The sequence below is a fragment of the Rahnella sp. CFA14(1/10) genome (assembly GCF_004195095.1).
Taxonomy (GTDB): Bacteria; Pseudomonadota; Gammaproteobacteria; order Enterobacterales; family Enterobacteriaceae; genus Rahnella; species Rahnella perminowiae.
Genome location: NZ_SEWS01000008.1, coordinates 182,490 through 208,964, shown reverse-complemented (window position 1 = coordinate 208,964; position 26,475 = coordinate 182,490). Strand labels below are relative to the sequence as shown.

At 55.4% G+C, this 26,475-nt stretch carries 28 protein-coding genes; 18 read left to right on the top strand and 10 right to left on the bottom strand.

Annotated elements, in window-relative coordinates:
* Nucleotides 1–32: 32 nt before the first annotated feature.
* Nucleotides 33–878 (top strand): glutathione-dependent disulfide-bond oxidoreductase, encoded by an 846-nt coding sequence (gene yghU, locus EVX52_RS17220; RefSeq protein WP_129952257.1) that lies wholly within the window; start codon nucleotides 33–35, stop codon nucleotides 876–878.
* A gap of 52 nt (nucleotides 879–930) precedes the next feature.
* Here the strand turns inward: yghU and yghX are convergent, their stop codons facing one another.
* Nucleotides 931–1,836, bottom strand: a complete 906-nt coding sequence (gene yghX / locus EVX52_RS17215; protein WP_129991734.1) for a YghX family hydrolase — start codon at nucleotides 1,834–1,836, stop codon at nucleotides 931–933.
* Between the two features lie 155 nt (nucleotides 1,837–1,991).
* Here yghX and EVX52_RS17210 point away from each other — a divergent pair, with 155 nt between their 5' ends.
* Complete coding sequence (locus tag EVX52_RS17210) at nucleotides 1,992–2,192, top strand: DNA polymerase III subunit theta (protein ID WP_129952255.1); 201 nt, start codon at nucleotides 1,992–1,994, stop codon at nucleotides 2,190–2,192.
* 10 nt (nucleotides 2,193–2,202) lie between these two features.
* On the opposite strand, the gene EVX52_RS17205 is transcribed toward EVX52_RS17210, so the two are convergent.
* Nucleotides 2,203–3,084: a LysR substrate-binding domain-containing protein gene (locus tag EVX52_RS17205; RefSeq protein ID WP_129991733.1), complete on the bottom strand. Its 882-nt coding sequence runs from the start codon at nucleotides 3,082–3,084 to the stop codon at nucleotides 2,203–2,205.
* 104 nt (nucleotides 3,085–3,188) lie between these two features.
* Between EVX52_RS17205 and EVX52_RS17200 the strand changes: the two genes are divergently transcribed.
* Genes EVX52_RS17200 through EVX52_RS17190 form a run of 3 tightly spaced genes read left to right on the top strand, consistent with a single transcriptional unit; the run spans nucleotide 3,189 to nucleotide 4,481 of the window.
* Nucleotides 3,189–3,512 (top strand): carboxymuconolactone decarboxylase family protein, encoded by a 324-nt coding sequence (locus tag EVX52_RS17200; protein ID WP_129991732.1) that lies wholly within the window; start codon nucleotides 3,189–3,191, stop codon nucleotides 3,510–3,512.
* A 22-nt stretch (nucleotides 3,513–3,534) separates the two neighbouring features.
* Complete coding sequence (locus EVX52_RS17195) at nucleotides 3,535–3,939, top strand: tautomerase family protein (protein ID WP_129952252.1); 405 nt, start codon at nucleotides 3,535–3,537, stop codon at nucleotides 3,937–3,939.
* On the top strand, nucleotides 3,939–4,481 hold the full coding sequence (locus EVX52_RS17190) for a DUF4865 family protein (protein WP_129991731.1): 543 nt from the start codon (nucleotides 3,939–3,941) through the stop codon (nucleotides 4,479–4,481). Before EVX52_RS17195 ends, EVX52_RS17190 begins: the two co-directional genes overlap by 1 nt.
* 4 nt (nucleotides 4,482–4,485) lie before the next feature.
* On the opposite strand, the gene flhA is transcribed toward EVX52_RS17190, so the two are convergent.
* The 6 genes from flhA to hypA form a co-directional block, all read right to left on the bottom strand.
* Entirely contained in the window at nucleotides 4,486–6,570 is a 2,085-nt protein-coding gene (gene flhA / locus EVX52_RS17185) for a formate hydrogenlyase transcriptional activator FlhA (protein WP_370278353.1), read from the bottom strand.
* 116 nt (nucleotides 6,571–6,686) lie between these two features.
* Nucleotides 6,687–7,709: a hydrogenase expression/formation protein HypE gene (gene hypE / locus EVX52_RS17180; protein ID WP_129952249.1), complete on the bottom strand. Its 1,023-nt coding sequence runs from the start codon at nucleotides 7,707–7,709 to the stop codon at nucleotides 6,687–6,689.
* The gene (hypD, locus tag EVX52_RS17175; RefSeq protein ID WP_129952248.1) at nucleotides 7,702–8,874 is read right to left on the bottom strand and encodes a hydrogenase formation protein HypD; all 1,173 of its coding nucleotides are present in this window, start codon (nucleotides 8,872–8,874) and stop codon (nucleotides 7,702–7,704) included. Before hypD ends, hypE begins: the two co-directional genes overlap by 8 nt.
* On the bottom strand, nucleotides 8,874–9,152 hold the full coding sequence (hypC, locus tag EVX52_RS17170; protein ID WP_129991729.1) for a HypC/HybG/HupF family hydrogenase formation chaperone: 279 nt from the start codon (nucleotides 9,150–9,152) through the stop codon (nucleotides 8,874–8,876). Before hypC ends, hypD begins: the two co-directional genes overlap by 1 nt.
* Entirely contained in the window at nucleotides 9,143–9,934 is a 792-nt protein-coding gene (hypB, locus tag EVX52_RS17165) for a hydrogenase nickel incorporation protein HypB (protein ID WP_129991728.1), read from the bottom strand. The genes hypC and hypB overlap by 10 nt, the downstream gene beginning before the upstream one ends.
* Nucleotides 9,935–9,965: 31 nt before the next feature.
* Nucleotides 9,966–10,310 carry a hydrogenase maturation nickel metallochaperone HypA gene (gene hypA, locus EVX52_RS17160; protein WP_129952245.1) on the bottom strand — a complete coding sequence of 115 codons (345 nt, stop codon included), beginning with the start codon at nucleotides 10,308–10,310 and terminating at the stop codon, nucleotides 9,966–9,968.
* Between the two features lie 360 nt (nucleotides 10,311–10,670).
* Between hypA and hycA the strand changes: the two genes are divergently transcribed.
* From hycA to EVX52_RS17095, 13 genes are all read left to right on the top strand, one after another.
* Nucleotides 10,671–11,138 carry a formate hydrogenlyase regulator HycA gene (hycA, locus tag EVX52_RS17155; RefSeq protein WP_129952244.1) on the top strand — a complete coding sequence of 156 codons (468 nt, stop codon included), beginning with the start codon at nucleotides 10,671–10,673 and terminating at the stop codon, nucleotides 11,136–11,138.
* A gap of 147 nt (nucleotides 11,139–11,285) precedes the next feature.
* A complete protein-coding gene (locus EVX52_RS17150; protein WP_129952243.1) occupies nucleotides 11,286–11,915 on the top strand; it encodes a 4Fe-4S dicluster domain-containing protein in 630 nt (209 codons plus the stop codon).
* A complete protein-coding gene (locus EVX52_RS17145) occupies nucleotides 11,912–13,816 on the top strand; it encodes a proton-conducting transporter membrane subunit (protein WP_129991727.1) in 1,905 nt (634 codons plus the stop codon). The genes EVX52_RS17150 and EVX52_RS17145 overlap by 4 nt, the downstream gene beginning before the upstream one ends.
* 10 nt (nucleotides 13,817–13,826) lie before the next feature.
* Nucleotides 13,827–14,780: a respiratory chain complex I subunit 1 family protein gene (locus EVX52_RS17140; RefSeq protein ID WP_129952241.1), complete on the top strand. Its 954-nt coding sequence runs from the start codon at nucleotides 13,827–13,829 to the stop codon at nucleotides 14,778–14,780.
* Between the two features lie 44 nt (nucleotides 14,781–14,824).
* A complete protein-coding gene (locus tag EVX52_RS17135; protein WP_129991726.1) occupies nucleotides 14,825–16,549 on the top strand; it encodes an NADH-quinone oxidoreductase subunit C in 1,725 nt (574 codons plus the stop codon).
* 13 nt (nucleotides 16,550–16,562) lie between these two features.
* Nucleotides 16,563–17,120: a formate hydrogenlyase complex iron-sulfur subunit gene (locus EVX52_RS17130; protein ID WP_129991725.1), complete on the top strand. Its 558-nt coding sequence runs from the start codon at nucleotides 16,563–16,565 to the stop codon at nucleotides 17,118–17,120.
* Nucleotides 17,117–17,914, top strand: a complete 798-nt coding sequence (locus EVX52_RS17125; protein WP_129952238.1) for an NADH-quinone oxidoreductase subunit B family protein — start codon at nucleotides 17,117–17,119, stop codon at nucleotides 17,912–17,914. The genes EVX52_RS17130 and EVX52_RS17125 overlap by 4 nt, the downstream gene beginning before the upstream one ends.
* The gene (locus EVX52_RS17120) at nucleotides 17,914–18,393 is read left to right on the top strand and encodes a formate hydrogenlyase maturation HycH family protein (protein WP_129952775.1); all 480 of its coding nucleotides are present in this window, start codon (nucleotides 17,914–17,916) and stop codon (nucleotides 18,391–18,393) included. The genes EVX52_RS17125 and EVX52_RS17120 overlap by 1 nt, the downstream gene beginning before the upstream one ends.
* Nucleotides 18,386–18,871 (top strand): hydrogenase maturation peptidase HycI, encoded by a 486-nt coding sequence (gene hycI / locus EVX52_RS17115; protein ID WP_129991724.1) that lies wholly within the window; start codon nucleotides 18,386–18,388, stop codon nucleotides 18,869–18,871. Before EVX52_RS17120 ends, hycI begins: the two co-directional genes overlap by 8 nt.
* A gap of 329 nt (nucleotides 18,872–19,200) precedes the next feature.
* Complete coding sequence (hydN, locus tag EVX52_RS17110; protein ID WP_129952236.1) at nucleotides 19,201–19,746, top strand: electron transport protein HydN; 546 nt, start codon at nucleotides 19,201–19,203, stop codon at nucleotides 19,744–19,746.
* A 23-nt stretch (nucleotides 19,747–19,769) separates the two neighbouring features.
* Nucleotides 19,770–21,941 carry a formate dehydrogenase subunit alpha gene (fdhF, locus tag EVX52_RS17105; RefSeq protein WP_129952235.1) on the top strand — a complete coding sequence of 724 codons (2,172 nt, stop codon included), beginning with the start codon at nucleotides 19,770–19,772 and terminating at the stop codon, nucleotides 21,939–21,941.
* Between the two features lie 136 nt (nucleotides 21,942–22,077).
* Complete coding sequence (gene hypF, locus EVX52_RS17100; protein ID WP_129952234.1) at nucleotides 22,078–24,399, top strand: carbamoyltransferase HypF; 2,322 nt, start codon at nucleotides 22,078–22,080, stop codon at nucleotides 24,397–24,399.
* A complete protein-coding gene (locus EVX52_RS17095; RefSeq protein ID WP_129991723.1) occupies nucleotides 24,392–25,417 on the top strand; it encodes a HoxN/HupN/NixA family nickel/cobalt transporter in 1,026 nt (341 codons plus the stop codon). The genes hypF and EVX52_RS17095 overlap by 8 nt, the downstream gene beginning before the upstream one ends.
* An 11-nt stretch (nucleotides 25,418–25,428) precedes the next feature.
* Here EVX52_RS17095 and csgC read toward each other — a convergent pair whose 3' ends face one another.
* Nucleotides 25,429–25,758: a curli assembly chaperone CsgC gene (gene csgC, locus EVX52_RS17090; RefSeq protein WP_129952232.1), complete on the bottom strand. Its 330-nt coding sequence runs from the start codon at nucleotides 25,756–25,758 to the stop codon at nucleotides 25,429–25,431.
* 213 nt (nucleotides 25,759–25,971) lie between these two features.
* Nucleotides 25,972–26,448, bottom strand: coding sequence for a curli major subunit CsgA (csgA, locus tag EVX52_RS17085; protein WP_129952231.1), 477 nt, complete (start codon nucleotides 26,446–26,448; stop codon nucleotides 25,972–25,974).
* Between the last annotated feature and the right edge of the window lie 27 nt (nucleotides 26,449–26,475).

Sequence of the window (26,475 nt, the reverse complement as noted above, 5' to 3'; positions counted from 1 at the left end):
GTCGTAACCTCAAAAAAGACGCGGAGAATGTCATGTCAGAACAGTATCAGCCACCTGAAGTCTGGACCTGGAATAAAGACGAAGTCAGTAAGTTCTCGAATATCAACCGTCCGGTAGCGGGCCCGACGCATGAAAAAACGCTGCCGGTGGGTAAACACCCGCTTCAGCTTTATTCTCTTGGTACGCCGAACGGCCAGAAAGTGACAATCCTGCTGGAAGAGTTACTGGCGCTGGGCATCAGCGGTGCGGAGTACGATGCATTTATTATCCGCATCAACGAAGGTGATCAGTTCTCCAGCGGCTTTGTTGACGTTAACCCGAACTCGAAAATTCCAGCGTTGCTGGATAACTCCACCACCCCGCCGATCCGAGTGTTTGAATCGGGCAACATCCTGCTTTATCTGGCAGAGAAGTTCGGCAAATTCCTGCCTGAAGATCTTGCCGGTCGCACCGAAACCCTGAACTGGTTGTTCTGGCTGCAAGGGTCCGCCCCCTATCTTGGCGGCGGTTTCGGCCATTTTTATCACTACGCGCCGGTCAAAATCGAATACGCCATTAACCGCTTTACCATGGAAGCCAAACGCCAGCTCGACGTATTAGACCGTCAGCTTGCCGGACACCGTTATATTGCCGGTGAAGAATACACGATTGCCGATATCGCCATTTTCACCTGGTACGGCAGTCTGGCACAGGGCGGTCTGTACGAGTCTGCTAAATTCCTCGACATCCAATCCTATAAGCACTTCCAGCGCTGGGCCGCCGAGGTCGCAAGCCGTCCGGCGGTTAAACGCGGACGCATTGTGAATCGCACCTGGGGCGATGAACAGCTGGAAGAGCGCCATGATGCTTCGGATTTCGACGGCATCCTGAAATCATAACAGGCGTCTGAAACAAAAAAGAGCGGGGGTTTTACCCTCCCGCTCTTTTCTTTTATGCACTTTCTGTCGGTAATTCGAGGTATTTTTTAAACCAGGCAACGGTTCTTTCCCACGCCAGATCGGCTGCCGCTTTATCATAACGCGGCGTCGAATCGTTGTGAAAACCGTGGTTAACACCGGGGTAAAGATACGCTTCATAAATTTTATCATTGGCCTTCAGCGCCGCTTCATATGCCGGCCAGCCTTCGGTAATCGGCTTATCCAGTTCAGCATAATGCAGCAATAACGGCGCTTTGATGCGCGGCACATCTTCCGGTTTCGGCTGGCGTCCGTAGAATGACACGGCAGCAGCAAGTTCAGGGTAAGCCACCGCAGCCGCATTCGCCACACCTCCGCCGTAACAGAAACCGGTGATACCCACTTTGCCGGTGCCGGTCCCGTGGTGCATCAGAAATTCTACAGCCGCGAAAAAGTCGTTCATCAGCTTGGTCGGATCGACATTTTTTTGCAGTTCGCGCCCTTTTTCGTCATTGCCCGGATAACCGCCGACCGAACTCAGTCCGTCCGGTGCCAGCGCCACAAATCCGGCTTTCGCTACCCGCCGCGCAACATCTTCGATATACGGATTCAGCCCGCGATTTTCATGCACCACCACCACGCCGGGCACTTTGCCGGTCAGGTTGGCCGGACGTACCAGATAACCTTTCACGCTGCCGTGCCCCTGCGGTGACGGATACTGAATGTATTCCGCCACAATATCCGGATCGGTGAAGGGTACCTGTTCGGCATAGGCATAATTTGGCGTCATCAGCGTCGTCAGTGCAGCCAGCGACAATCCGCCCGCCACAAACTTCGCCGAGAGATCAAGAAACTCACGTTTGGTCATTTTGCCGTGCACGTAGAAATCAAAGTATTCGAGGAGTTCAGGCGGGAAATCTCTGGCGGTCATTCGGGTCATCTTCAGGCTCCGTTCCGGACAAGTGAAGAATAAATAATGGCCTGTTTTTGACGATTTTGTAAACCAACGGTGAAATTGAGACCTGATCTGAGCCGGGAAGCAAAACCTTTCGCCCGCTGAGAATGCTAAACTGCAAGCAGTCAACAGGAGATACCATGAACAAAACACTCGCAGGGCTGAGTAAAGAAGAGATGGATAAAGTGAGTGCCGGGCTGGCGGCCGGGACTGTCGCGGTGCGTGAGCGCAATAATCTGCCGGTCAACGCAGATGAAGTGGAGATGGAGCAGCCGGAACATCTGCGTGCTTATTTTCGCGAACGTCTGGAACATTACCGTCAGCAACCGGTTAAAAAGTAATTACCGCGGCTCAGTATTGCTGCGTAAAGAAGCCGATAATGGCCTCCCTCAGGCTGGCGGCCGCCTCGCCCGGCGGCGTCAGGCTCTGGTGCAGGCTGATCCCCACGTCACCCGGCGCGGGGAATTCCCTTAAAATTCTGACGGTTGCCGGAACACCAAAATCCGTACGCACGGTGACCCCGAGCCCGGCCGACATCGCTGCCCAAATTCCGCTCAGACTGCGGCTGGTGAAGGCTATACGCCAGGCAATCCCGGCGTTATCCAGTGCCGTCGTCGCGGCATTACGCATCAGGCATGGCGCTTCGAACACCAGTAAAGGCACGGGTTCGCCGGTTTCCTGATAATGCGTCAGGTTGAAATTTTCAGGGCCAATCCAGCGCAACGGCACACGTCCGAGCGACCGGCTTGACGGGAAAAGCGACGTTTCATCAGCCTGCCAGCACACAGCCAGATCAAACTCGTTATGCCGGATCCCGTCCAGCAGTTGCTGATTACGGGTAATACTGGCCGAAACCTGCACCTGCGGATGCGTACGGGTGAATGTGCCGAGAATGGCCGGTAACAAGGTTTCGCCGAAATCCTCCTGCATGCCCAGATTCAGGCTGCCACTCAGCGCGCCGGCAAGCAGCACGGCGCTGGCCTCATCATTCAGGCTGAGGATCCGCCTCGCATAACTGAGCATCACTTCGCCGCGTCCGGTCAGGATCAGGTGCCGTCCGGATTTCTGTACCAGCTCCGTGCCCGCCTGTTGCTCCAGTTTTTTCAGCTGTGCGCTGACGGCAGACGTTGAACGCCCCAGCCGGTCAGCGGCCAGCACAAAGCTCCCCAGCTCAATGCCGGTAACAAAACTGCGCAAGGCTTCTGAATCAAAAGTGACCGGTCTTTTCGCCATGCTTAATCATCCTGTTTTTATGGATTAATACTACTGATATTTTCGATATTCAGGATAATCATAACGCCTTATGCTCCTTTTCACACCGAAAAAAGGAGCCTGATATGAGCACAACCTCTTCCCAAACGCAGACGCTGGATACCATGTCGCGCCTGACACCCAAACTGGCAGAACTGACGGAACAGGTGTTATTCGGCGATCTGTGGAAACGAAATGAACTGTCTGCGCGTGACCGCAGCCTGATCACTGTTGCCGCACTGATTGCCCTCAGCCGCAGTGAACAACTGCCTTTTCATCTGGATCTGGCGGTCAGCAACGGTGTCACACATACCGAACTGTCGGAAGTGATCACTCATCTGGCGTTTTATGCCGGATGGCCCGCCGCCGCGTCTGCCCTGAGCCGCTTCGCCGCTCTCAATGATCAGTAACCAGTAACCGGAGGAACCGACGATGCCTTTTACCCGAATCTCTTTACCTGCTCACCGCGCGGACGCCTGGCAGAATGCCATTTCAGCCACATTGCAGGAAACACTGGTTGATCACTTTTCCGTGCCCGCAGAGGATTGTTTTCAGCTGTTCGAACCGGCGGTCCGCCGCCAGCGGGTGATCAGTCCCACCTATTTAGCGGGCGAAAATGACCGGCGTTCGGACGATTTTTTGCTGTTTCACATTACGGCAGGTAAACCGCGTAACAGTTATCAGAAACAGCAACTGTTCCGGCATCTGGCCGAAAAGCTACACATCACGCTGGGCATTTCGCCGGCTGATGTGATGGTGGTGGTGAGTTTTACCCGGCCGGAAGACTGGTCGTTCAGTCACGGAGACATGTTCAGCATCCCGCAGGGAGCCGCCTGATGATTGCCATGCAATACAGTTTTACGCTGCCCGCAGATTACGACATGGACATTATTGAAAAGCGCATTGCCGATAACGGATACCGGACTGATGGCCTGGCGGGGCTTATTTTCAAAACGTATCTCTACGCCCGCCGTGACTGCCCGCAAACCGGCAGTACAGAAAATATCTACGCGCCGTTTTATCTGTGGCAGGACGTGTCAGGCATGAACCGTTTTATTTCAGGAGCGGGTTTTCAGGGTGTCGCCAACGCCTTCGGCTGGCCGCAGATCCGGGTTTATCCGGTGCTGGCAGCAAAAATGAGTAATGATGTCGCACAAGCGGTTTACGCCAAAAGAGAGATAACGGACATCGCACCGTTCAGTGATCTTGCGCCATTAGCTGAGGAAAACATCAATGACAGGCTGATCGACGTCACCGCCTGGGATACAACAAACTGGAAGAAAATACATTTTACGGCAGGGAGAAACCCGCTGGCAGGCGGTGGACAGAATTACCGCATCGGCCACATTTCATTGTCCGGTGCGGTAAAAGCAGTCTGACCGGTTAATGCGCGGCGATGCCTAATTTCTTCATTCTCGACAACAGCGTCGTGCGTTTTAACCCCAGACGTTGCGCCGCACCTCGCGGACCGGCGACCACGCCGTTGGTTTCTTTAAGTACCTGAAGGATGCGTTCGCGCTCGTCTTCCTCACTCAGGTGCGGAGCGGGCGCAATATCAGGCGCGGAAGCCACCGGCACCGGCTGCGACACCGGCAACGGGTAATTCAGTTCAGGAAGTTGTAAATCCAGCACCGTTCCACGGGTCAGCAATACGGCGCGTTCGATAACATTTTCCAGCTCGCGCACGTTGCCCGGCCACGGCATCCGGCTCAGTAACCGTAAGGTCTCGGCCGGAATACTGTCGATGGTGCGTTTCATGCGTTTGGCGATTTTATAGGTCAGGAATTTCACCAGTTGCGGAATGTCTTCAGGGCGTTCACGCAGCGGCGGGATCACAATCGGGAAGACATTCAGCCGGTAATACAAATCACTGCGAAACTCTTTATCCGCCACCATCTGACGTAAATCGCGGTTCGTTGCTGCAATCATCCGCACATCCACCGATATCAGTTTATTGCCGCCGACACGTTCAAACTCCTGCTCCTGCAAAATGCGCAGCAGCTTGGGTTGCAGTTCAACGGGGATTTCACCGACTTCATCGAGGAATAACGTGCCTTTGTCAGCCAGCTCAAAACGGCCCATACGTTGCGCGGTGGCACCGGTAAACGAGCCTTTTTCATGGCCGAATAAATCGCTTTCCATTAAGCCGGCAGGCATGGCTGCGCAGTTCATTTTCACCATCCGCTGATCACGACGATCCCCCAGATTATGGATCGCACGGGCGATTAGCTCCTTACCGGTGCCGGTTTCGCCAAGGATCAGCACCGAACAGTCACTTTTCGCTACGATTTCCACCTGTTTCAGTACCGCTGACATGCTGGAGCTGCGCCCGACAATGTCGCTGAAATCCGGATTATTGCTGTTGATCTGCTCGGTGAGATACAGATTTTCGTGTTGCAGTTTCTCCTTCAGGCTTTTAATTTCCTGATAGGCCAGCGCGTTATCCACGGCAATCGCAATGCGTTCGGCGATCTGCTGTAACACCCGCAGGTTAGCGGAATTGAAGTTATCCGGCTGGCACTGTGCCAGTTTCAGAACGCCCAGCGTTTTATGACCAAAACGTAACGGCAGAATGCACAGGGTTTTGGTCTGATCCCGCCATAACAGCTGGAACAATGTGCTTTCATCATCCGGCTCTTCCGCAGCCCGCACATTAGTCAGCAACATTTCGCCATTTTTCATCACCTGCTGTTCCAGTGATCCGTCGAGCGACATGCGCGACTGTTCACGCTCCGCAACGTGCGTCTGCACGTAATGGGTCGCGTAAACACTGGCTTGTTCGCTGTCTTTATCGGCATCACACAGCACAATGCTGATGGCGTTAATGTGGAAGAAGTGGTGAATAGTCTTGGCGATTTCACCGGTCAGTTCGTCGAGATCCAGCTTGGACAGGACGGCATTGGTGATATCGACCAGAATACGGAAATCGTCACGTTCATGGCGTAGCAGCGATTGCTGGAGCAACGCGTTTTCGCGCAACTGGATTTGTTCGACCGCAATGGCAGCCAGCGTGCAAAGGTCATAGAGACCATTTTTGTCTTCCTCACTGAACGGGGTCGCATGCTGACGGGTAAATTCGCAGCCGCCCAGCAACCCGGAAGAAGCCAGTAAAGGGACCAGACAATAATCGGTAAACGCCGGATACAGATTCAGCGCAGCCAGCTGAGGATAGCGAAGATGCAGCGCTTCGCTGCGCCAGACCTGCGTTTTGGGATTCTTCAACAGCGCATGCACCGGGCCTGTCGCCAGCAGCGTTTCATCCTCATAACTGACCGGTTGATGATGAGGATCGATACCATAAAAGCTGACGCGTTCACTGTTATTGTCGAACAACACCAGTGTCACGGCTTCCGCAATACCGGCAGTCTGAATCACCTGAGTCAGGGTTTCCAGCAGCGATGTCATGGTCTGCTGCAGCAACAAGGTGCGCGTCAGTTCCAGTAATCCTTTGTGTTTTGTGGTGCTCATTGTTGCACTCTGCATAGCGTTGGCTCTGGATAACGTGATTTTGGAAACAAGCTTTTTTAACCTCGGAGAACAGCGAAAATTCTACCCCTTTCGGCGCAGTCAGCCCCCTGACGAGATCAACAAATGCGAGGTAAGGGCTCCGCGTGGGGCAACATTAGCTGGCGGGAAACCCCCAGTGCGCCGCGCAGACACACCTGTGGATTGACCGTCACCTCACCGATCGTCGCAGCACCGGCTCCGAGCGGATGGTGGCGTAACAGCTTCAGCACTTTTTCTTCGGCCCCGGCGGATACCACCACCACCAGTTTGCCTTCGTTGGCAAAGTTCAGCGGTTCCAGTCCCAGTAATTCGCAGATACCACGCACTGCCGGTTTAACCGGCAACGCAGTTTCGTCGATGGCGATCCCCAACCCACTGGCGGCGCTGAATTCATGCAGAATTGCATTCACTCCGCCGCGTGTGGCATCGCGTAAGGCATGGACACCGGCCAGCGGTCGCAGCGGTGCAATCATCGGGGCCAGCACTGCACAGTCACTTTCCACGCCCAGATCCATCCCCAGATTTTCCCGCAAATTCAGGATCGCCGCACCGTGATCGCCAAGCGTCCCGCTGACGATGACTTTATCCCCCGCTTTTATCATAGCGGCGCCCCAGTTCACGGCGGTTGGGATCACGCCTATTCCGGCCGTGTTAATGAAGATTTTATCGGCTGCCCCACGCTGCACGACTTTGGTGTCACCGGTCACAATGGCAATGTCCGCCTCCCGTGCCGTCTGCGCCATCAAACTTACTATTTTCTGTAAGTCATCCAGCGCTAACCCTTCTTCTAGAATAAAGCCGCAGGAAAGATAGGCTGGTGTCGCGCCGCATACCGCCAGATCGTTCGCCGTGCCGCACACCGCCAGCTTGCCGATATTGCCGCCGGGGAAAAAGACGGGGTCGATAACGTAACTGTCTGTGGTAAATGCCAGCCGGTCCCCCAGGGCATTCAGGCTGGCAAGCGACAACCGGGCGCCGTCTTCCTGTTCGTTAAGCCAGGGATTATCAAACGCACTGAGGAACATATGTTCGATCATCTGCTGCATGGCACGGCCGCCGCTGCCATGCGCCATAGTGACGACGTCTTTGCGATCACTCATCCTGGCTTACCTTCTGTTTTATCTGTTTTTGCGGCGGTTTATTCGCACTCGCCGTTTCCTGATAACGGTACTGATACCATGCCGCACATGCGCCTTCGGAAGACACCATCAGCGCACCAAATGCATTCTGTGGCGTACAACCGCTGCCAAACAGCGGACATTCATGTGGCTTACAGCGCCCGGTCAGGACTTCACCGCAACGGGAGCGGGGATCGTCTGCCACCGGCTGTGCCTGCGGATTAAAGCGCCGCTCCGCATCCATCGGGGCATAGGCAGGCGTCAGGGTAATTCCTGAGGCTTCAATCACGCCCAGGCCGCGCCACTCACTGCTGCCGGAAAGCGTAAACACCTCCCGCATCGCTTCCTGTGCCAGCAGGTTACCCTCTTCCGGCACCACGCGGCGGTACTGATTTTCGGTTTTACACGATGCCTCGCAAACTTGTTCCACCAGCATCAGCACGCTTTGCAGCATGTCGAGTGGTTCAAAGCCGCTTATCACCAGCGGCTTGCCAAATTCTTCACTGATGAAATGATAAGGTGCGGTGCCTGTCACCATGCTGACGTGACCGGGTGCCAGAAAAGCGTCAATCCGCACATCATCCTGCGAAAGCAGGCTGCGTAAGGTTGGCATCAGACTGATGTGCTGACAGAACACACTGAAATTGGACAGGCGTTCGCGTCGCGCCTGTTGCAGCGTAACGGCGGTAACCGGTAGCGTGGTTTCAAAACCAAGGGCGAAAAACACCACCTGACGCGCCGGATTTTCACGCGCCAGTTTCAGCGTATCCAGCGGGGAATACACTACGCGTACATCAGCACCGCGTTCGCGCGCCTGCAAAAGCGAGCCATGCTGGCCGGGCACACGCAACGCATCGCCGAAGGTACAGAAAATCACCCCGGGGTGCGCGGCAATTTCGCAGCAGGCGTCAATCCGCCCCATCGGTAACACACACACCGGACACCCCGGCCCGTGAATAAATTCCAGTTGCGGTGGCAGCAGTTTATCCAGCCCGAATTTGAAAATGGCATGCGTATGACCACCGCACACTTCCATAATCTGCATCGGTTTTTCAGCGGTATAAGGCAGCAATGCCGCGCGCTGATGCAGCCTTTCAATCAGCGTTTTCGCCAGTTTCGGATCACGGAATTCATCAACAAAACGCATTATTTTGCCTCTCCCGCGCCGAGAAACAGGGCGACATCGGCTTCCACTTCTTCCATCGCGTGCAACGCAGCCAGCGTTTCCTGTGCTTCCTGTTCATCAAGTTTGCTTAATGCAAAGCCGACGTGGATCAATACCCAGCCGCCGATCAGCATTTGTGGCTGGCCGTCGCACACCAGTGCAATATTCACTTCGCGGCGCAGACCACAGACTTCTGCCCAGGCGTGATCGGGCTGCTGGTCGTGCAGTGCAACGATTTGCCCAGGAATGCCTATGCACATCGTTGCTGCTCCAGCCAGGTCAGCCACAGATCCATGCCTTCGCCGGTGGTGGCAGAAAGCCGGATCACTTCAATCTGCGGATTAACCTGCCGCGCATTGGCAATGCAGGCGTCGACGTCAAAACTGACATACGGCAGCAGATCGATTTTGTTGAGGATCATCAGACGCGACGCCGCAAACATATGCGGATACTTCAGCGGTTTGTCCTCGCCTTCCGTGACGGACAGCACTGCCACTTTGTGCAATTCCCCCAGATCAAAGCTGGCCGGACACACCAGATTGCCGACATTTTCAATAAAAAGCAGACTGTTATTGTTAGGCGACAGCTGATGCAGCGCATCGTGAACCATTTGTGCATCCAGATGGCAGCCTTTACCGGTATTGACCTGAATCGCCGGTACGCCGGTGGCACGGATACGATCAGCATCATTCGTGGTTTGCTGGTCGCCTTCTATTACCGCACAGTCAAAATAGGTTGCCAGCCGGGTCAGGGTGCAGGTCAGCAGTGTCGTTTTACCGGAGCCGGGGCTGGACACCAGATTCAGGGCCAGAATGCCCGTTGCCGCAAAATGCTCGCGGTTGTGGGCGGCAATATGATTATTTTTGGCTAGCACATCCATTTCGATGTCCACCAGCCGTCGCGGCGCAAACGGCAGGCCGTGGTGGTGATCGTGGGAATGATCATGTGGATGAATGTGATCATGGGAATGTTGATGAACGTGTTCAGGGCTGACACCTTCAATACGAAGTTCGCCGCTGGCGCAACCGCAGGTACTGCACATAGCTTTCTCCCCCGGGCATATCGGGCACCCGTTATTCGATTTCGATTCGTTTAATTTTCATGCCGTCATCGGCCACCACCCGTACATCACGCCCGCCACATTGCGGACACAGCAGCACACCGGGGCTGAGTAAGGAGATGTCCTGCTGGCAGGTGTAGCACCAGCTTTCTGCTGCCGGTGTCACGAGATGTAATTCACAACCTTCGGCGAGGGTTTCGCGACACGCCAGTTCAAAGCAAAATTCCACCGCTTCCGGTTCAACGCAGGAAAATGCGCCAATTTCCATCCATACCGCCGTAATTCGCCGGGCATTATTTTGTCGTCCAAATTGCTGCATTATTTCTACGGCATTCTGGCACAACGTAATCTCGTGCATTATTTCCCCTCCGGCAGGAGATTAATAAAGAGTGCATGGAAACATGAGTAGCAATATTGGTGCCAGAATTTTTCGACAGGTGTAAACAGGACTGAAAATCAAATAGCGGAATAACTCTGACATCGTCCGTCATATATGTCGAAATACAGTGCCTTCGACATGTCATCATGTTTTCCATGCGGCCCGGCACTCAGCACGGGAATATTTCAACTCCATGATAATAAAAGAAATACTCAATAAAATACGAAACTGGCACGTTTTATGCCAGTAGTGTTGTATGCGCCGTATTTTCGTCGTCATTTTAGGCATAAAGACGCACCGGAAAGGCACTTACGCACACCTCAATAACGGGTAATAACAATGAGCACTCTCAGTGAACTGACCAGCAAAGCGGATTACATAGCCAGTAAAAACAGCCACCTGAAGTTACAATGGCGCACGTATCAAAACAGCCTGATACAGGCAATAACTCATTCAAATAAAAAGATAAACCATGAATTCAGCTGCGGCGAAGATCAGGATATCCGCTTCACGCTGTTTAACCATTTTTCAGTCAGCATTCATCTCAGCGACGACTTCTACAGTCAGGATATCGTTTACAGCCTGAACATGGCACACAACGGTGAAGACCCTGTCTTCAGAGTGTTTGCACACGCCACGCTGAGCGAAGAAGGCCGGGTTGATGGCACCGTGGACATTAAAGATAAAAACGCCGTGCTTGAACATTATCTCAATAAAATTTCGGCTATTTATCAATGTATTTTTGACTCACTGAAAAGTAATCAGCCGATTCATTCCCAACTCGATAAATTACTCAGCCACGCCTGATTTACATTCGGAAATACATTACCCCTTCGGCACAACAGAAATATTTTTTATTGCCGAACTTTTACTGGGATCAATTCCGACATAAATGTCGAAATGTCAATTTAAGTGCCGATTTCGTCACCTTTGACGAAATACCAAGGAGACTTCATGAGCTTTAAAAATGCCATGAATCAATATGTGATAGCCGATGCGAAACTTTGTATTGGCTGCAATACCTGTATGGCCAGCTGTTCGCAGGAGCACCAGCGTCACGGTTTGCAATCTGCTCCCCGTTTACAGGTGATGCGTAACCGTCTGGATTCCGCGCCGGTGATGTGTCACCAGTGTGAAGATGCCCCCTGCGCACAGGTGTGTCCGGTCAATGCGATCACCCGTGAAAATGACGCCATTCATCTCAATGAAAGTCTGTGTGTGAGCTGCAAGCTATGCGGGCTTGCCTGCCCGTTCGGCGCCATTACCTTTTCCGGCAGCGCACCGCTGGATATTCCCCGCGACTGCAATACCCCCAAAGCCCTGCCCGCCCCGCGAGATCCACGGGCCGTCAGCCCGTTTCTGGATTGCGTGCCGGGAGTGCGCGCGGTGGCGGTCAAATGCGATTTATGCAGCTTCAGCCCTGAGGGGCCGGCGTGTATCAGGACCTGCCCTACGCAGGCCATCACCCTGGTCACGGCCAGTCTGTCTGAAAATGCCAGTCAGCAAAAACGCCTGAATGCAATGAATGTATTTCCGGCCGGGCTGACTTCCTTTAGTGCGCCTGACACGGAGGCCAAACAATGACGGCATTATTAGCTTTGGATCCGGCGTCGCTGATGACGCTGGCAATGCTGGTCTGGGTTCTCAGCGGTATCGCCTGCGGATTGCTGGCCGGGGCTGCAAAAATCAGCAGTCTGATTTCAGGCACCGGCGGCATGATCGCATCGGTAGCCGTCATTCTTGCTGCGATTCTTATGTTGAGCAATGGCACATCAGTGACACTCACGCTGCCGGTTCTGCCTTACCGCGCCAGCTTCAGCCCGCTGAATGCGCTGTTATTACTGGCGATGTCCGTAACAGCCTTGTGCAGCAGCCTGTATGCCTGCGCCTGGCTGGCGAATGCCCGTCCGCGCCAGCGCGCCCGCACCGGTTCGTTATGTAATCTGCTGCTGGCAGCGCTGACCGCCGCCGCGATTTCCGCCAATGCGGCTGAACTGATCATGATGATGGAAATGGCCGCCCTGTGTGCTTATTTCCTGATCGTCCAGGCCGACGATGTGAAAAGCCGACGTGCCGGTCTGAATCAGTTTTTATCCGGCCGCCTCGGCACGTTATGTCTGATTCTGGCGTTTGCACTGCTGCATCGCGCCGGTGGCAGTCTGGATTTTGAGGTGCTTCGCCACACAACGTTTACGCCGGGCACTAAATCTCTGGCATTCCTGCTGGCGCTGGCAGGCTTCGGACTGTATGCCGGAATTATCCCGCTGCACGCCTGGGTGCCGCAGTCGCATTCCAGCGCCCCCGCCCACGCCGCCGCTCTGTTCTCTTCTGCATTAATGAAAATCGGCATTATCGGCATCGTAAAAGTCGGTCTGGATCTGCTGGGTGCACCGCCACTCTGGTGGGGCCTGATGGTATTGCTTCTGGCGATCCTGACCGCATTTATCGGCGGTCTGTACGCACTGATGGAACATGATATCCGCCGTCTGCTGGCCTATCACACTCTGGAAAACGTCGGGATTATTCTGCTCGGCGTCGGTGGTGCCATGGTGGGCGTGGCACTGAATCTGCCGCTGCTGGCCTCACTCGCCCTGCTGGCCGGATTATTCCACCTGTTCAATCACGGGCTGTTTAAAACTGCGCTGTTCCTCGGTGCCGGTGAAATCGAAATGCAGACCGGCATTAAGGATATGGAAAAACTCGGCGGGATCGCCCGTCTGATGCCGTGGACCGCCGTGGCGATGCTGATTGCCCTGATGTCGATGGCTGCGCTGCCGCCGCTGAATGGCTTTGCCAGCGAATGGCTGCTCTACCAGTCTTTATTCCAGCTGAGCGCCAGTCATGTGTTTATCGCACGTCTGCTCGGGCCTTTACTGGCAACCGGTCTGGCGCTGACCGGTGCACTGGCCCTGATGTGTATTGCCAAAGTCTTTGGCGTCACATTCTTAGGCTCACCCCGCAGTCAGGCGGCGGCAGAAGCCACGCCGGCCCCGAGGATGATGACGCTGAGCAGCGTATTGCTGGCGCTGTTGTGTGTACTTTCAGGTGTCGCCTCGCCATGGATTATTCCGCATTTTTCTGCCGTGGCCGCCTCGGTGCTGAATTCGTCTGTTTTACCGGCAGCCGCGCACGGCGTGGTGTTTTCTGACACGTCCGCCGTGTCTGCACCGATGATCGCGCTGCTGCTGCTGGGCATGCCGCTGCTGCCATGGATTATCGCGGCGGCATTGCGCGGCTCCCGTCTCCCAAACCGTTCACGCGGCGATGCCTGGGCCTGTGGCTACGGTCATTGCGCTGCCATGGTGGTGACGGCGACCGGTTTTGCTCAGCCGCTGCGCGTGATGTTTGCCCCGCTTTATCGTCTGCGTCAGCACATGACACCCGTGCCGCTGGTGGCTGCGCTGCACCGTGGCTGGCTGGGGGCTTTCTGCCGTCGTCTGGCGCTCATCGAACTGGCCGTGTTGCTGGTCGTGGCTTTTGCCTGAGGAACTGACTTTGAACTTTTCATTCTTACTCGCAGGTTCGTTGTGGCCGCTGGGACTGCTGCAGGCCATTGCCTTGCTGGCGCTTGCGCCGTTGTTTGCCGGTTTCAGCCGCGTGATGCGCGCGCGGATGCACAACCGTCAGGGGCCGGGCGTATTACAGGAATACCGTGATATCGCCAAACTGCTGACCCGCCAGAGTGTCGCGCCCGCTGCCGCGGGTTCAGCATTTCGCAGCATGCCGTATCTGCTGACCGGCGGATTATTGGTGATCGCTACGGCCCTGCCGGTGGTCACGCTGGCCTCGCCAGTGGGAGCTGCGGGCGATGTGATCACCGTTATTTATCTGTTTGCCGTGGTGCGTTTTGTGTTTGCGATTGCCGGTCTCGATACCGGCAGCACCTTCACCGGTATAGGCGCCAGCCGTGAAGCGGTACTCGGTGTGCTGGTCGAACCGATCCTGCTGCTTGGTTTGTGGATTGCGGCACTGGTGGCCGGTTCAACCTCGCTGGGTGCCATTGCTGCCCGCGTACTGCACTGGCCGCTGTCCTCTTCCCTGACTCTCGTTCTGGCCGGTCTGGCCTGTGCATTCGCCACTTATATCGAAATGGGCAAACTGCCGTTCGACATGGCGGAAGCCGAGCAGGAATTACAGGAAGGCCCGCTGACAGAATATTCCGGCGCGGCGCTCGGCGTGCTGAAAATCGGCATCAGCCTGAAACAACTGGTGGTGTTGCAGTTGTTCATCGGTCTGTTCCTCCCGTTCGGGTTGACGGAACAGTTCACGCCACTGGCCCTGCTGACCGCCGTGGTGTGGTGCCTGCTGAAACTGCTGATCGCGGTCTTTGTGGTCGCGCTAATCGAGAACAGCGTCGCCCGTCTGCGCTTTCTTAAAACTTCCCGCACCACCTGGGCGGGATTCGGGCTGGCGTTTCTGGCGCTGGTTTCCTGGCTGGTCGCAGGCTGACCTGACATTTTTCTTGTCCCGCTGCGGCGGGAAGAGGCTTTGTAATGAGTGAGTTTAATACCGCATTAAATCAAAACCCGGTCGGCAAAGAATATCTGGCCGCGCTGGCGAAACAGTTTCCGTCGGCAATTTTAGGCAGTGAATGGCAGACCGATACACAGGCAACCGTCACCATCCGGCTGAACTGGCTGCCGGAAGTCGTCGAATGGCTGTATTACCAGCAGGGTGGCTGGCTGTCCGTGCTATTCGGTAACGACGAACGGACGCTGTGCGGCAATTACGCGCTGTATTATGTGCTGTCGATGGAACGGGGCGTGAAGTGCTGGATCACCGTGCGCGCCGAAGTGGATCCCGTGTCCCTCGAATTTCCTTCCGTGACACCGCGCGTACCGGCTGCCGTCTGGGGCGAACGCGAAGTCCGTGATATGTACGGGTTGCGTCCGGTCGGGCTGCCGGATGAACGACGTCTGGTGCTGCCGGATGACTGGCCGGACGATTTATATCCGCTGCGTAAAGACGCGATGGATTACCGTCAGCGCCCGGCACCGACCACGGATGAAGAAACCTATCCGTTTATTTCCGAAGCCAAAGAAGGCAGCAAAATCGTGCCGATTGGTCCGCTGCACGTCACGTCTGACGAACCCGGACACTTTCGTCTGTTCGTCGACGGCGAAGACATTATCGATGCCGATTACCGTCTGTTTTACGTGCACCGTGGCATGGAAAAACTGGCTGAAACCCGCATGGGCTACAACGAAGTCACCTTCCTGTCAGACCGCGTTTGCGGCATCTGCGGCTTCACGCACAGCGTGGCGTACACCTCTTCGGTCGAAAATGCGATGGGCATTGTGGTGCCGGAACGTGCCCAGATGATCCGTTCCATTCTGCTGGAAGTGGAACGTCTGCACAGCCATCTGCTCAATCTCGGACTGGCCTGCCACTTTGTCGGTTTCGATTCCGGTTTCATGCAATTTTTCCGCGTCCGTGAACAGTCGATGAAGATGGCAGAAATCCTGACCGGCGCGCGTAAAACCTATGGTATGAACCTGATCGGCGGTATCCGCCGCGACATTCTCAAAGATGATATGACAGCCACGATTGCCCTGGCGGGCAGCATGCGCCGTGATCTTAACGAGCTGGTTGATATTCTGCTCAGCACGCCGAATACCCGGCAGCGCAGCGTGGGCGTCGGTATTCTGGATCCTGAAGTCGCTCGCGATTTCAGTAACGTCGGGCCGATGGTCCGTGGCAGTGGTCACCGCCGCGATATGCGTCAGGATCACCCTTATGCCGGTTACGCCAAACTGCCATTTGAGCTGTGCAGCGAAACCGGTAACGACGTTTATTCCCGCCTGAAAGTGCGCATCCATGAAGTGTTTAACGCCCTGAATATGATCGAGTTCGGCCTGCAAAGCCTGCCCGGCGGCCCGCTGGCAGTCGAAGGTTTCAATTATATTCCGCACCGCTTTGCTCTTGGTTTTGCCGAAGCACCACGCGGTGATGACATTCACTGGAGCATGACCGGCGACAACCAAAAGCTGTTCCGCTGGCGTTGCCGTGCGGCGACTTACGCCAACTGGCCGACGCTGCGCTACATGCTGCGCGGCAATACGGTGTCTGATGCGCCGCTGATTATCGGCAGTCTCGATCCTTGTTATTCCTGCACCGACCGCATGACGGTTGTCGATGTGCGTAAGAAAACGTCCATTGTCGTGCCTTACAAAGAGATCGAACGTTACGGCATCGAACGCAAAAATTCGCCGCTTTGAGGAACTGCTTATCATGCTGAAACTGATTAAAAAAGTGCTTAAAACCGGCACCGCAACCGTGGCTTATCCGTTTAAGCCGCTGGATCTGGCACCCAATTTTCGCGGCAAACCGCAATACACCGCACAGCAGTGTATTGCCTGCGGCGCATGTGCCAACGCTTGTCCGTCTAACGCGCTGACCATGACCACGGCAGAAGACGGCGAAACGATCCGCTGGTCGCTGTTTCTGGGACGCTGTATTTTCTGCGCCCGCTGTGAAGAAGTCTGCCCGACGGCCGCCATCAGACTGTCGCAGGAATTCGAACTGGCAGTCTGGCGGAAAGAAGATTTGTTTGAGACGGCGGATTTCCCGATCTGTCATTGCCGTGCCTGCGGAAAACCTTACGCGGTACAAAAGGAAATCGACTTCGCACTCAGCCTGTTGCAGGAAAGTGCCGCACTGAGCGACCGGCAAATTTCTGAACGCCGCGAACAGTACGAAACCTGTCCCGAATGCAAAAAACTACACAGCCTTTCTTCGACCGACCGGATTGATATCGGCCGGCACATGACCACGGAGGCCCGTTCATGAGTCATAACCTGTTTGCTCCGCGTGACGAAAACGGCTTGCCGGTCCCCGTCACGCTGGACGAAAGCATTACTAAACTGAAATCCACACTGCTTAACAGCATCCGCCGCTCAGCCTACGTGTATCGCGTGGACTGCGGCGGGTGTAACGGCTGTGAAATTGAGATTTTCGCCGCCATTTCCCCGCTGTTCGATGCCGAACGTTTCGGCATCAAGGTTGTACCGTCGCCGCGCCACGCCGACATTTTGCTGTTCACCGGTGCCGTCACCCGCGCCATGCGCATTCCGGCACTGCGCGCCTGGGACAGTGCACCGGATCCGAAAATCTGCATTTCCTACGGAGCCTGCGGCAACAGCGGTGGCATCTTCCATGATCTGTACTGCGTATGGGGAGGTACCGACAAAATCGTGCCGGTGGATGTGTATATTCCCGGGTGCCCGCCGACACCGGCTGCCACCATTTATGGTTTTGCGCTGGCGCTGGGTTTGCTGGATCAGAAGATTAAAGGCCAGCAACACGACGAAGCGGCCACCGGACCGGCAGCGCTGCTGCACCCGGATATACCGCAGCCACTACGCGTATTACTGGACAGGGAAGCACGCCGGATGGCCGGTTACCGTTATGGCCGCCAGATTGCTGACAAGTTTATGGATATCGTTGCCGCGCCCGGCTTACAACCGGTGGAACAGCGGGTGTCTGCATATCTTGAGGAACAAGGTGATCTGCGTCTCAACGAAATTGTCGGCAATCTGCAACACATTTATCAGCAGGTTCTGCGTGGTGAGGTACATCTGTGATGACCTCCGTTAACGACCAGCGCTACGCGCGCCATCAACCTTATACCGGTCATCAGCCGGACAAAAACAAAGTGATTTTCTATTCACTGAGCAGCAAGTTTGTCGATGAGAAAAGCGCACAGAAACGCAGTTCGCAAAAAGTGCAGGAAGTGGTGTATTACAGCCTGGCGATCGGCCATCACCTCGGGGTGATCGACTGTCTGACATCCCGCCTGGAATGCCCGCTTGAGGGGTATCTGCACTGGGTTGACTGTCTGCCTGAAAACAGCGAAGCGCACCGCAAACTGGCCGGTGTGCGGCGTTTCGGGGAGATCAATATCGACAGCAGCCACACCCACTTGCTGGCGCTGGCGCTGCGTGATGCCCGCCCGAAAATGAGTGCTGAACAACAGGGCTGGAGCGACCGGCTCATCGCCCTGCTCACCCAAATTGAACACGACCCCGCCATGTACCTGATGGTCAGGAGATACGATGCCTGATTTAACCTCCCGCTACGCACTGTTGTGCGTGGGCAACAGCATGATGGGCGATGACGGTGCCGGTCCGCGGCTGGCCGAACTCTGCGTTGAAAAACCGCTGGCCGGCTGGACAGTGGTTGACGGCGGCGCGGTACCGGAAAACGACATCGGTTATTTACGCGAACTGCGGCCTGCACATCTGGTGATTATCGATGCCACTGACATGGGGCTGGCGCCCGGTGAAATGCGCATCATCGATGAAGATGACATCGCCGACATGTTCATGATGACCACCCATAATCTGCCGCTGACATTCCTCATTCAGCAGTTGCGTACAGACATCCCGCACATCACGTTTGTCGGCATTCAGCCGGATGTGGTGGCTTTTTACTTCCCCATGAGCGCCGCTGTTGAACAGGCTGTTAGCCATCTGTATCAGCGATTGCCTGCGCTGGAGCAAGGGCTCGGGATAGCCCCTTTCCGGCAGGAAACCGCCTGACAGCGTCTGTCGACATAACTGTCGATGCGGTGACGAAACAGACATGACGTCAGCGACTGGTTTCGTCACCGTCACACACAAAACAAATAACGTATTGAATTTAATGATAAATATCACAACCAAGAAACTGGCACGCTTTATGTATAGAAGTAGATGAAAACTTTTAACCCCCTCAATTAAAAGCATACTGAAATCCCCTAAGGCATTGGCATTGCAGGAAGGCAGCAAGCGAAGGAGTCCCGATGAGCTGACATGAGTCAGTGATTCGGGCGAGTGAACGCAGCCAACGCACCTGCGGTGTCAAGGACGACGGGGATTTGGAGAGAGAGATGAACCGGTTTATTATCGCCGACCCTAAAAAATGCATCGGCTGTCGTACCTGTGAAATTGCCTGCGTGATGGCTCACAGTGAATCACAAGATATCTCGCTGCTTAACGCCGCCACCTTCGCCCCGCGTCTGCACGTCATCAAAGGCGTCAATCTCAGTACACCGGTGATGTGTCGCCAGTGTGAAGATGCGCCTTGTGCCAACGTCTGCCCGAACGGCGCCATTCTTCGCACCGGGGATCATGTGCAGGTGATGCAGGAACGCTGCATCGGCTGTAAGACCTGCGTTGTCGCCTGTCCGTATGGCGCAATGGAAGTGGTCACCAAACCGGTTTTCCGCCAGAACGGCGCGGCGATGATCACCACCTCGGATAAAGCCGAGGCGCACAAATGCGACCTGTGTCACGCCCGCGCTGAAGGCCCGGCCTGTATGGAAATCTGCCCGACCAAGGCACTGTTCGCCATCGACCGTAACCACTTACAGGAAATGAACGCAGAAAAACGCCGCCGCGCTGCGCTCGACAGCACCTCCCCGCTGCTGTTTTAACCCCGGATTAAGGAAGCAATAGCATGAAAAAAGTCACTACTGTCTGCCCGTATTGCGGTGCCGGATGTAAATTGAATCTGGTTGTCGATAACGGAAAAATCATCCGTGCGGAAGCGGCGAACGGCGTTACCAATCAGGGCGAACTGTGCCTGAAAGGTTATTACGGTTGGGATTTTCTCAATGACACCAAACTGCTGACCCCGCGCCTGACCCAACCCCTGATCCGCCGCCAGAAAGGCGGGAAATTCGAAGCCGTCAGTTGGGATGAAGCCATCCGCTACACTGCACAACGCCTGAAAGACATTAAACAAAAACACGGCCCGCGCGCCATTATGACTACCGGCTCTTCCCGCGGGACCGGCAATGAAACCAACTACGTGATGCAGAAATTCGCCCGTGCGGTGATCGGCACCAACAACGTTGACTGCTGTGCCCGTGTTTGTCACGGCCCGTCAGTTGCCGGTTTGCAGGCCACCCTCGGTAACGGTGCAATGAGTAACTCCATCGGCGATATCGAAAACTCAAAATGTCTGCTGGTGTTCGGCTATAACTGCGCGGATTCTCATCCGATCGTCGCACGCCGCGTGATCAAAGCGAAAGAAAAAGGCGCACAGATCATTGTCTGCGACCCGCGCCGCATCGAAACCGCCCGCATTGCCGATCAACATTTGCAAATCAAAAACGGCTGTAACATGGCGCTGGTGAATGCCTTCGCCCATGTGCTGATCGAAGAAGATCTGTATGACCATGACTATGTGGCGAAATACACCGAGGGCTTTGAGGAATACCGCAAAAATGTCGCGGATTACTCACCGGAAGCCGTGGCAGAACAAACCGGTGTTTCCGCACAGCAAATCCGTCAGGCAATGCGCACTTACGCCGCCGCACCTTCTGCCACCATCATGTGGGGCATGGGCGTCACTCAGTTTGGTCAGGCAGTTGACGTGGTGAAAGGGCTGGCAGGGCTGGCCTTGCTGACCGGTAATCTGGGCCGCGCCAATGTCGGCGTCGGGCCGGTTCGCGGGCAGAATAACGTGCAGGGTGCCTGTGATATGGGCGTGTTGCCGAATGAATTCCCGGGTTATCAGTCCGTCACTGATGCAAAAGTTCGTGCGAAATTTGCCGATGCCTGGGGCATTGACGTTAATCAAATGGACGCCGAAGTCGGTCACCGCATCACCGAGATCCCGCATCTGGCAATCGAAGGTAAGGTCAAAGCCTATTACATTATGGGTGAAGATCCATTGCAGACTGAAGCCGATTTAGGTCTGGTGCGAAAAGGCTTCGAAGCGCTGGAATTCGTGGTGGTTCAGGACATCTTCATGACCAAAACCGCCGAGCAGGCCGACGTGATTTTACCGGCCACCTCCTGGGGCGAACATGGTGGCGTATTCTCCTGCGCAGACCGTGGCTTCCAGCGTTTCGAGAAAGCCATTGAGCCAAAATACAACGTCAAACGCGACTGGGACATTATCAGTCTGCTGGCGACCGAGATGGGTTATCCGATGCATTACAACGATAACCAGGAAATCTGGGACGAAATGCGCAACCTTTGCCCGCTGTTCTACGGCGCCACCTACGAAAAAATGGGCGAACTGGGACACGTGCAGTGGCCTTGTACCACACTTGAAAGCCCGGGGACGCAATACCTGTACGCCGACAATCACTTCGATACCCCGACAGGTAAAGGCCAGTTGTTTGCCGCACCGTGGCGCGCACCGGCCGAAGTGCCGGACGGTGATTACCCGCTGGTCCTGTGCACCGTGCGCGAAGTCGGCCACTATTCCTGCCGTTCGATGACCGGTAACTGTGCGGCATTGCAGACGCTGGCTGACGAACCGGGTTTCGTGCAAATGAACCCGGCTGACGCCCAGGCGCTGAATATCCGTGACCAGCAACTGGTCTGGGTGGCCTCACGCCGCGGCAAAGTTATCTCACGCGTCAACTACAACGAACGTATCAATCTGGGTGCGGTGTACATGACGTATCAGTGGTGGATTGGCGCCTGTAATGAGCTGACGCAAGATAATCTCGACCCGATTTCCAAAACACCGGAAACCAAATACTGCGCAGTGAAAGTCGAACAAATCACCGATCAGCGCTGGGCCGAAAACTACGCACATCAGACTTACAGCGATATGAAAGCACGCCTGCGCAGCGCCGTGGAGGATGTGATCCCGGTGGTTGAGATTTAGTTTGATTTAGCTCCTCACCAAAAGGAGTGGGTTTTAAGCGCCTCCCTGAGGAGTGGGAATTGGGTTTTAGTTTTGCTCCCTCCCCTGCGAAGGGGAGGAGCTTTAAAACCCTCCTCTACGTTTAAAAAGGGTTTTTATGTCCGGTCTGCTCATTCGCATCTGCGGTAAAGTCCAGGGCGTCGGTTTCCGGCCTTTCGTCTGGCAACTGGCTGACCGTCTGCGGCTTCGCGGGGAAGTGTGTAACGACAGCGCAGGTGTGGAAATCAGGCTGCTTCAGCCGGTCAATCTTGAAATTTTTATTGAACAGTTACAACGCGACTGCCCGCCGCTGGCACGCATCGACAGCATCACTTTCGATCCTTTCGACTGGCCGATACCGCCGCAAAATTTCACTATCGCTGACAGCCGTCACAGCCGGATGGATACACAGGTAGTGCCCGACGCGGCAACCTGCCCCGAATGCCTGAAAGATATTACCCGTCCGGGGGATCGTCGTTTCGGCTACGCCTTCACCAACTGTACACATTGCGGCCCGCGTTTTACGCTGATCCGCGCCATGCCTTATGACCGCCCTTCCACCAGCATGGCGGAATTTCGCTTGTGCCCGCACTGCCAGCACGAATATCAGGATCCTGCTGACCGCCGGTTTCACGCACAGCCGGTCGCCTGTCCGCAATGCGGGCCGCAGGTCAGCGCGACGTTGCAAAATGGCAACATTCTGGCACAAGGAGAAGCGGCACTGGAATGCGCCGTCGCGGCATTACGCGCGGGTAAAATCGTCGCCATTAAGGGGCTGGGCGGCTTTCATCTGGCCTGTGATGCCACACAACAAAACGCGGTAATGCGGCTGCGGGAACGTAAACAGCGGCCGTCAAAACCACTGGCGGTGATGCTGCCGGATATCAGCTGGCTGGCAGAATGCAGCGATGAAAGCCCGCAATTTGCACTGCGTGAAATGCTGGAATCACCGGCTGCACCCATCGTACTGGCAGAGAAAAGTGCGATATCAAAGCTGTGCGCTGCCATTGCGCCGGACCTGGACGAAGTCGGACTGATGCTGCCGTTTACTCCGCTGCATCATTTACTGATACAGGCGGTTCATACCCCCCTGGTGATGACCTCCGGCAATGCGAACGGTTGTGCACCTGTACTGACCAATGAAGCTGCGCTGTTGCAACTCAACGGTATTGCCGACGTGTGGTTGCTGCATAACCGCGATATTGTCCAGCGCGCCGATGATTCACTGCTGCGTGTGACACCCCGGGGTATTGAAATGCTGCGCCGCGCGCGCGGCTATGTGCCCGATGCTTTTACACTGCCTGCCGGATTCAACATCCAGCCGCCGCTGCTGGCGCTGGGCGGTGATCTCAAAAATACCTTCTGTCTGGTGCGCGGCGATCAGGCCATTCTCAGTACGCATTTCGGATCACTCACCTGCAGCGATATTGCCGGACAACAACAGCACGCGATTGAACATTTTCAGCGCCTTTATGATTGCCTGCCGGTGGCAGTGGCCTGTGACGCGCATCCGGGGTATGTCAGCCATAGACAGGCGGAAAGCCACGGTGTACGCGTGACGGAGGTTCTTCATCATCACGCCCATATTGCTGCATGTCTGGCGGAACATGGCTGGCCGCTGGATGGCGGCAAGGTTATCGGGCTGGCGCTTGACGGGCTGGGTTATGGCATTGCTGATGCTAAAACCGGTGCCCTGTGGGGCGGCGAGTGTTTGCAGGCAGATTATCTGCACTGCGAACATTTAGGCGGATTGCCTGCCGTTGCACTGCCGGGCGGCGACCGCGCCGCGCGGGAACCGTGGCGGAATTTACTGGCACATTGGCAGGCCTTTGTGCCGGACTGGCAGACACGCCCTGAGGCAAAGGCGTTACAGGAACATCCGTGGTTGCCGCTCTCCAGAGCCATCACCGCCGGGATTAATGCCCCGCTGGCGTCTTCCTGCGGACGCCTGTTTGATGCCGTCGCCGCCGCACTCGGCTGTACGCCTGCGCAACTGAGCTGGGAAGGCGAGGCGGCAAGCCGTCTGGAAGCGCTGGCGCAACGCGGACAGGGTATTTCGCATCCGGTGACAATGCCGCTGCGGCATACACCGTCGGGCACGTTTCTTGATTTAGCGACGTTCTGGCAGCAATGGCTCGGCTGGAGGGCTACGCCTGACGCACGGGCTTTCGCTTTTCACGATGCGCTGGCGCAAGGCTTTGCCGCCCTCGCCTGCTATCACGCGGTCAGAACTGGCACCCGTACTGTGGCGCTGGGGGGTGGCGTGCTGCATAACCGTCTGCTGCGCCGGCTTTTACATCACTATTTAGCGCCCCTTCGCGTGCTGATGCCACAAAAGGTGCCTGCCGGAGACGGCGGTCTGGCGCTGGGGCAGGCTGTTATCGCCTGCGCCCGCCTGCAATTTTCTTCTGGTTTTAACAACAAGGACTCCCATGATTAACCGTGATTTTTTTCACACGCACCGTCGTGCTTTCTGGCTGCTGATCGGGCTGCTGGCTGTCAATTTACTGGCCTGGGGTTGGGCTCTGGTGGTGTTTCGCCACAACCCTGCGCTGGTGGCGGCGGCCTTGCTGGCTTACGGTTACGGGCTGCGTCACGCCGTTGATGCCGATCATATTGCGGCTATTGATAACGTCACCCGTAAGCTGATGCAACAAGGACAGCGGCCGGTGGCAGTCGGGGCATTTTTTTCTCTCGGACATTCCAGCATTGTGGTGCTGGCCTGCGTGGCGATCGCGGCAACATCTCTGGTGTTTGGTAATAAAATTGGCTGGCTGCATGACTATGGCAGCACGATTGGCACACTGGTTTCCGCGCTATTTCTGCTGATGATGGCGCTGTTGAATGCGCTGATCCTGCGCGATGTTTACCGCCGTTTTCAGAAAATCAAACAGGGTAAAAATTCTGCGGAAACCGGAGAAGATCACAGGATGCAGGGTGGGATGATGAGCCGGTTATTCAGCTTTGCGTTTAATCTGGTAAACAAAAGCTGGCAGATGTATCTGGTAGGCTTTTTATTCGGGCTGGGTTTTGATACGGCCACTGAAATTGGCCTGCTGGGTATTTCCGCCGCCGGGGCCACTTCCGGTATGTCCGTATGGAGCATTTTGGTATTTCCGGCGCTGTTCGCCAGCGGCATGGCGCTGGTCGATTCACTGGATAACTTTGTCATGGTCGGCGCTTACGGCTGGGCGTTCGATAAACCGGTGCGTAAGCTCTATTACAACATGACAATTACCGCCACCAGTGTGGTAATCGCCCTGTTTATCGGTGGCCTGGAAGCGCTCGGACTGTTGGCCGATAAGCTGGACTTACACGGTGGAATTTGGGTCGTTGTCGGGCGCCTCAATGAAAATATGGGCAGCGTGGGGTACGCTGCCGTGGCGATTTTTGTGGTGTTCTGGGGTATTTCTGCCCTCAATTATCGCCGTAAAGGCTACGACAATCTGGCGGTGTGATCCGCGCGCCGTCAGGCATCGTCCGGCAAGGTCAGTTGCTTTTCCAGACGCAGTTTATCGCCGTCCGTTACGGTTATCATAATTTGCGTTTTGCCCCCGGGCTGGACGGCAAAACGCATCTGCCCCAGAGGCTGCGGCTGGTTAGCGGAAAGATTCATATTATGGCTCTGACGGCTGGTGCTGGTGCCCGCAGTACTTTCCTGCGAAACAGAAACCGCTACCTGACAGGCACAGGCTTTGGTGAGGCTGACCATCGGCGTAATGACATAATTCTGCGCATTGTTTTGTGTATCGAACCAAAGCTGGTTGGACATCACGGCAGCAATCAGGAGTAAATGCATAACGTTTATCCTCCGTATCCGGTCGAAAAAAAACAGGGCCAGCGCCCTGTTCTGAGAAGCTTTTGCCATGACTCATGGTAGAAGCTAAACCTGTTTTTTGCTCCTCTCCCTGCGAAGGGGGAGGTCGGGAGGGGGTTTCGCAGGCAACATCAAATCCGACGTTGCGAGTAATACCCTACCCCAGCCCTCCCCTTCACAGGGGAGGGAGCTGAATCAGTTTTGTGAAGCGTACGCGAGGTTGCCGGTACCAGACTGAACAATATTGGTCAGAGCACCGTTAGCCCCTTGCGAAGCCTGAGCATAGTTGCCAGAACCATTTTGGGAAACCAGCACTTTGCTGCCGTTTGCAGTTTGTGCAACGTTAGCATTGTTGAAGTCACCCTTCTGAGAAACGCTCACCAGACTGCCGTCGCCAGTCTGATTGGTGCTCGCGGTATTTCTGTAACCATCCTGACCGATGGAGGTCAGCGATTTTTGTGCGCCAGACTGAGTGGCATTCGCCAGGTTAGCCGTGCCCTGCTGGTAAATCTGAATTTCAGAATTCCACTGAGTTGCCGTGAATGTCGGGACCGTTGACGGCGGTGTTGACGGGCCGGAGGGTCCGCCACCGTGATGACCATCATTGCCCCCTGCAAACGCACTGCCACTGACGACTAAAGCGGAAACTGCCACAATTTTCCAAAGTTTCATGATGCTACCCCATTGGTTTAATGTCGG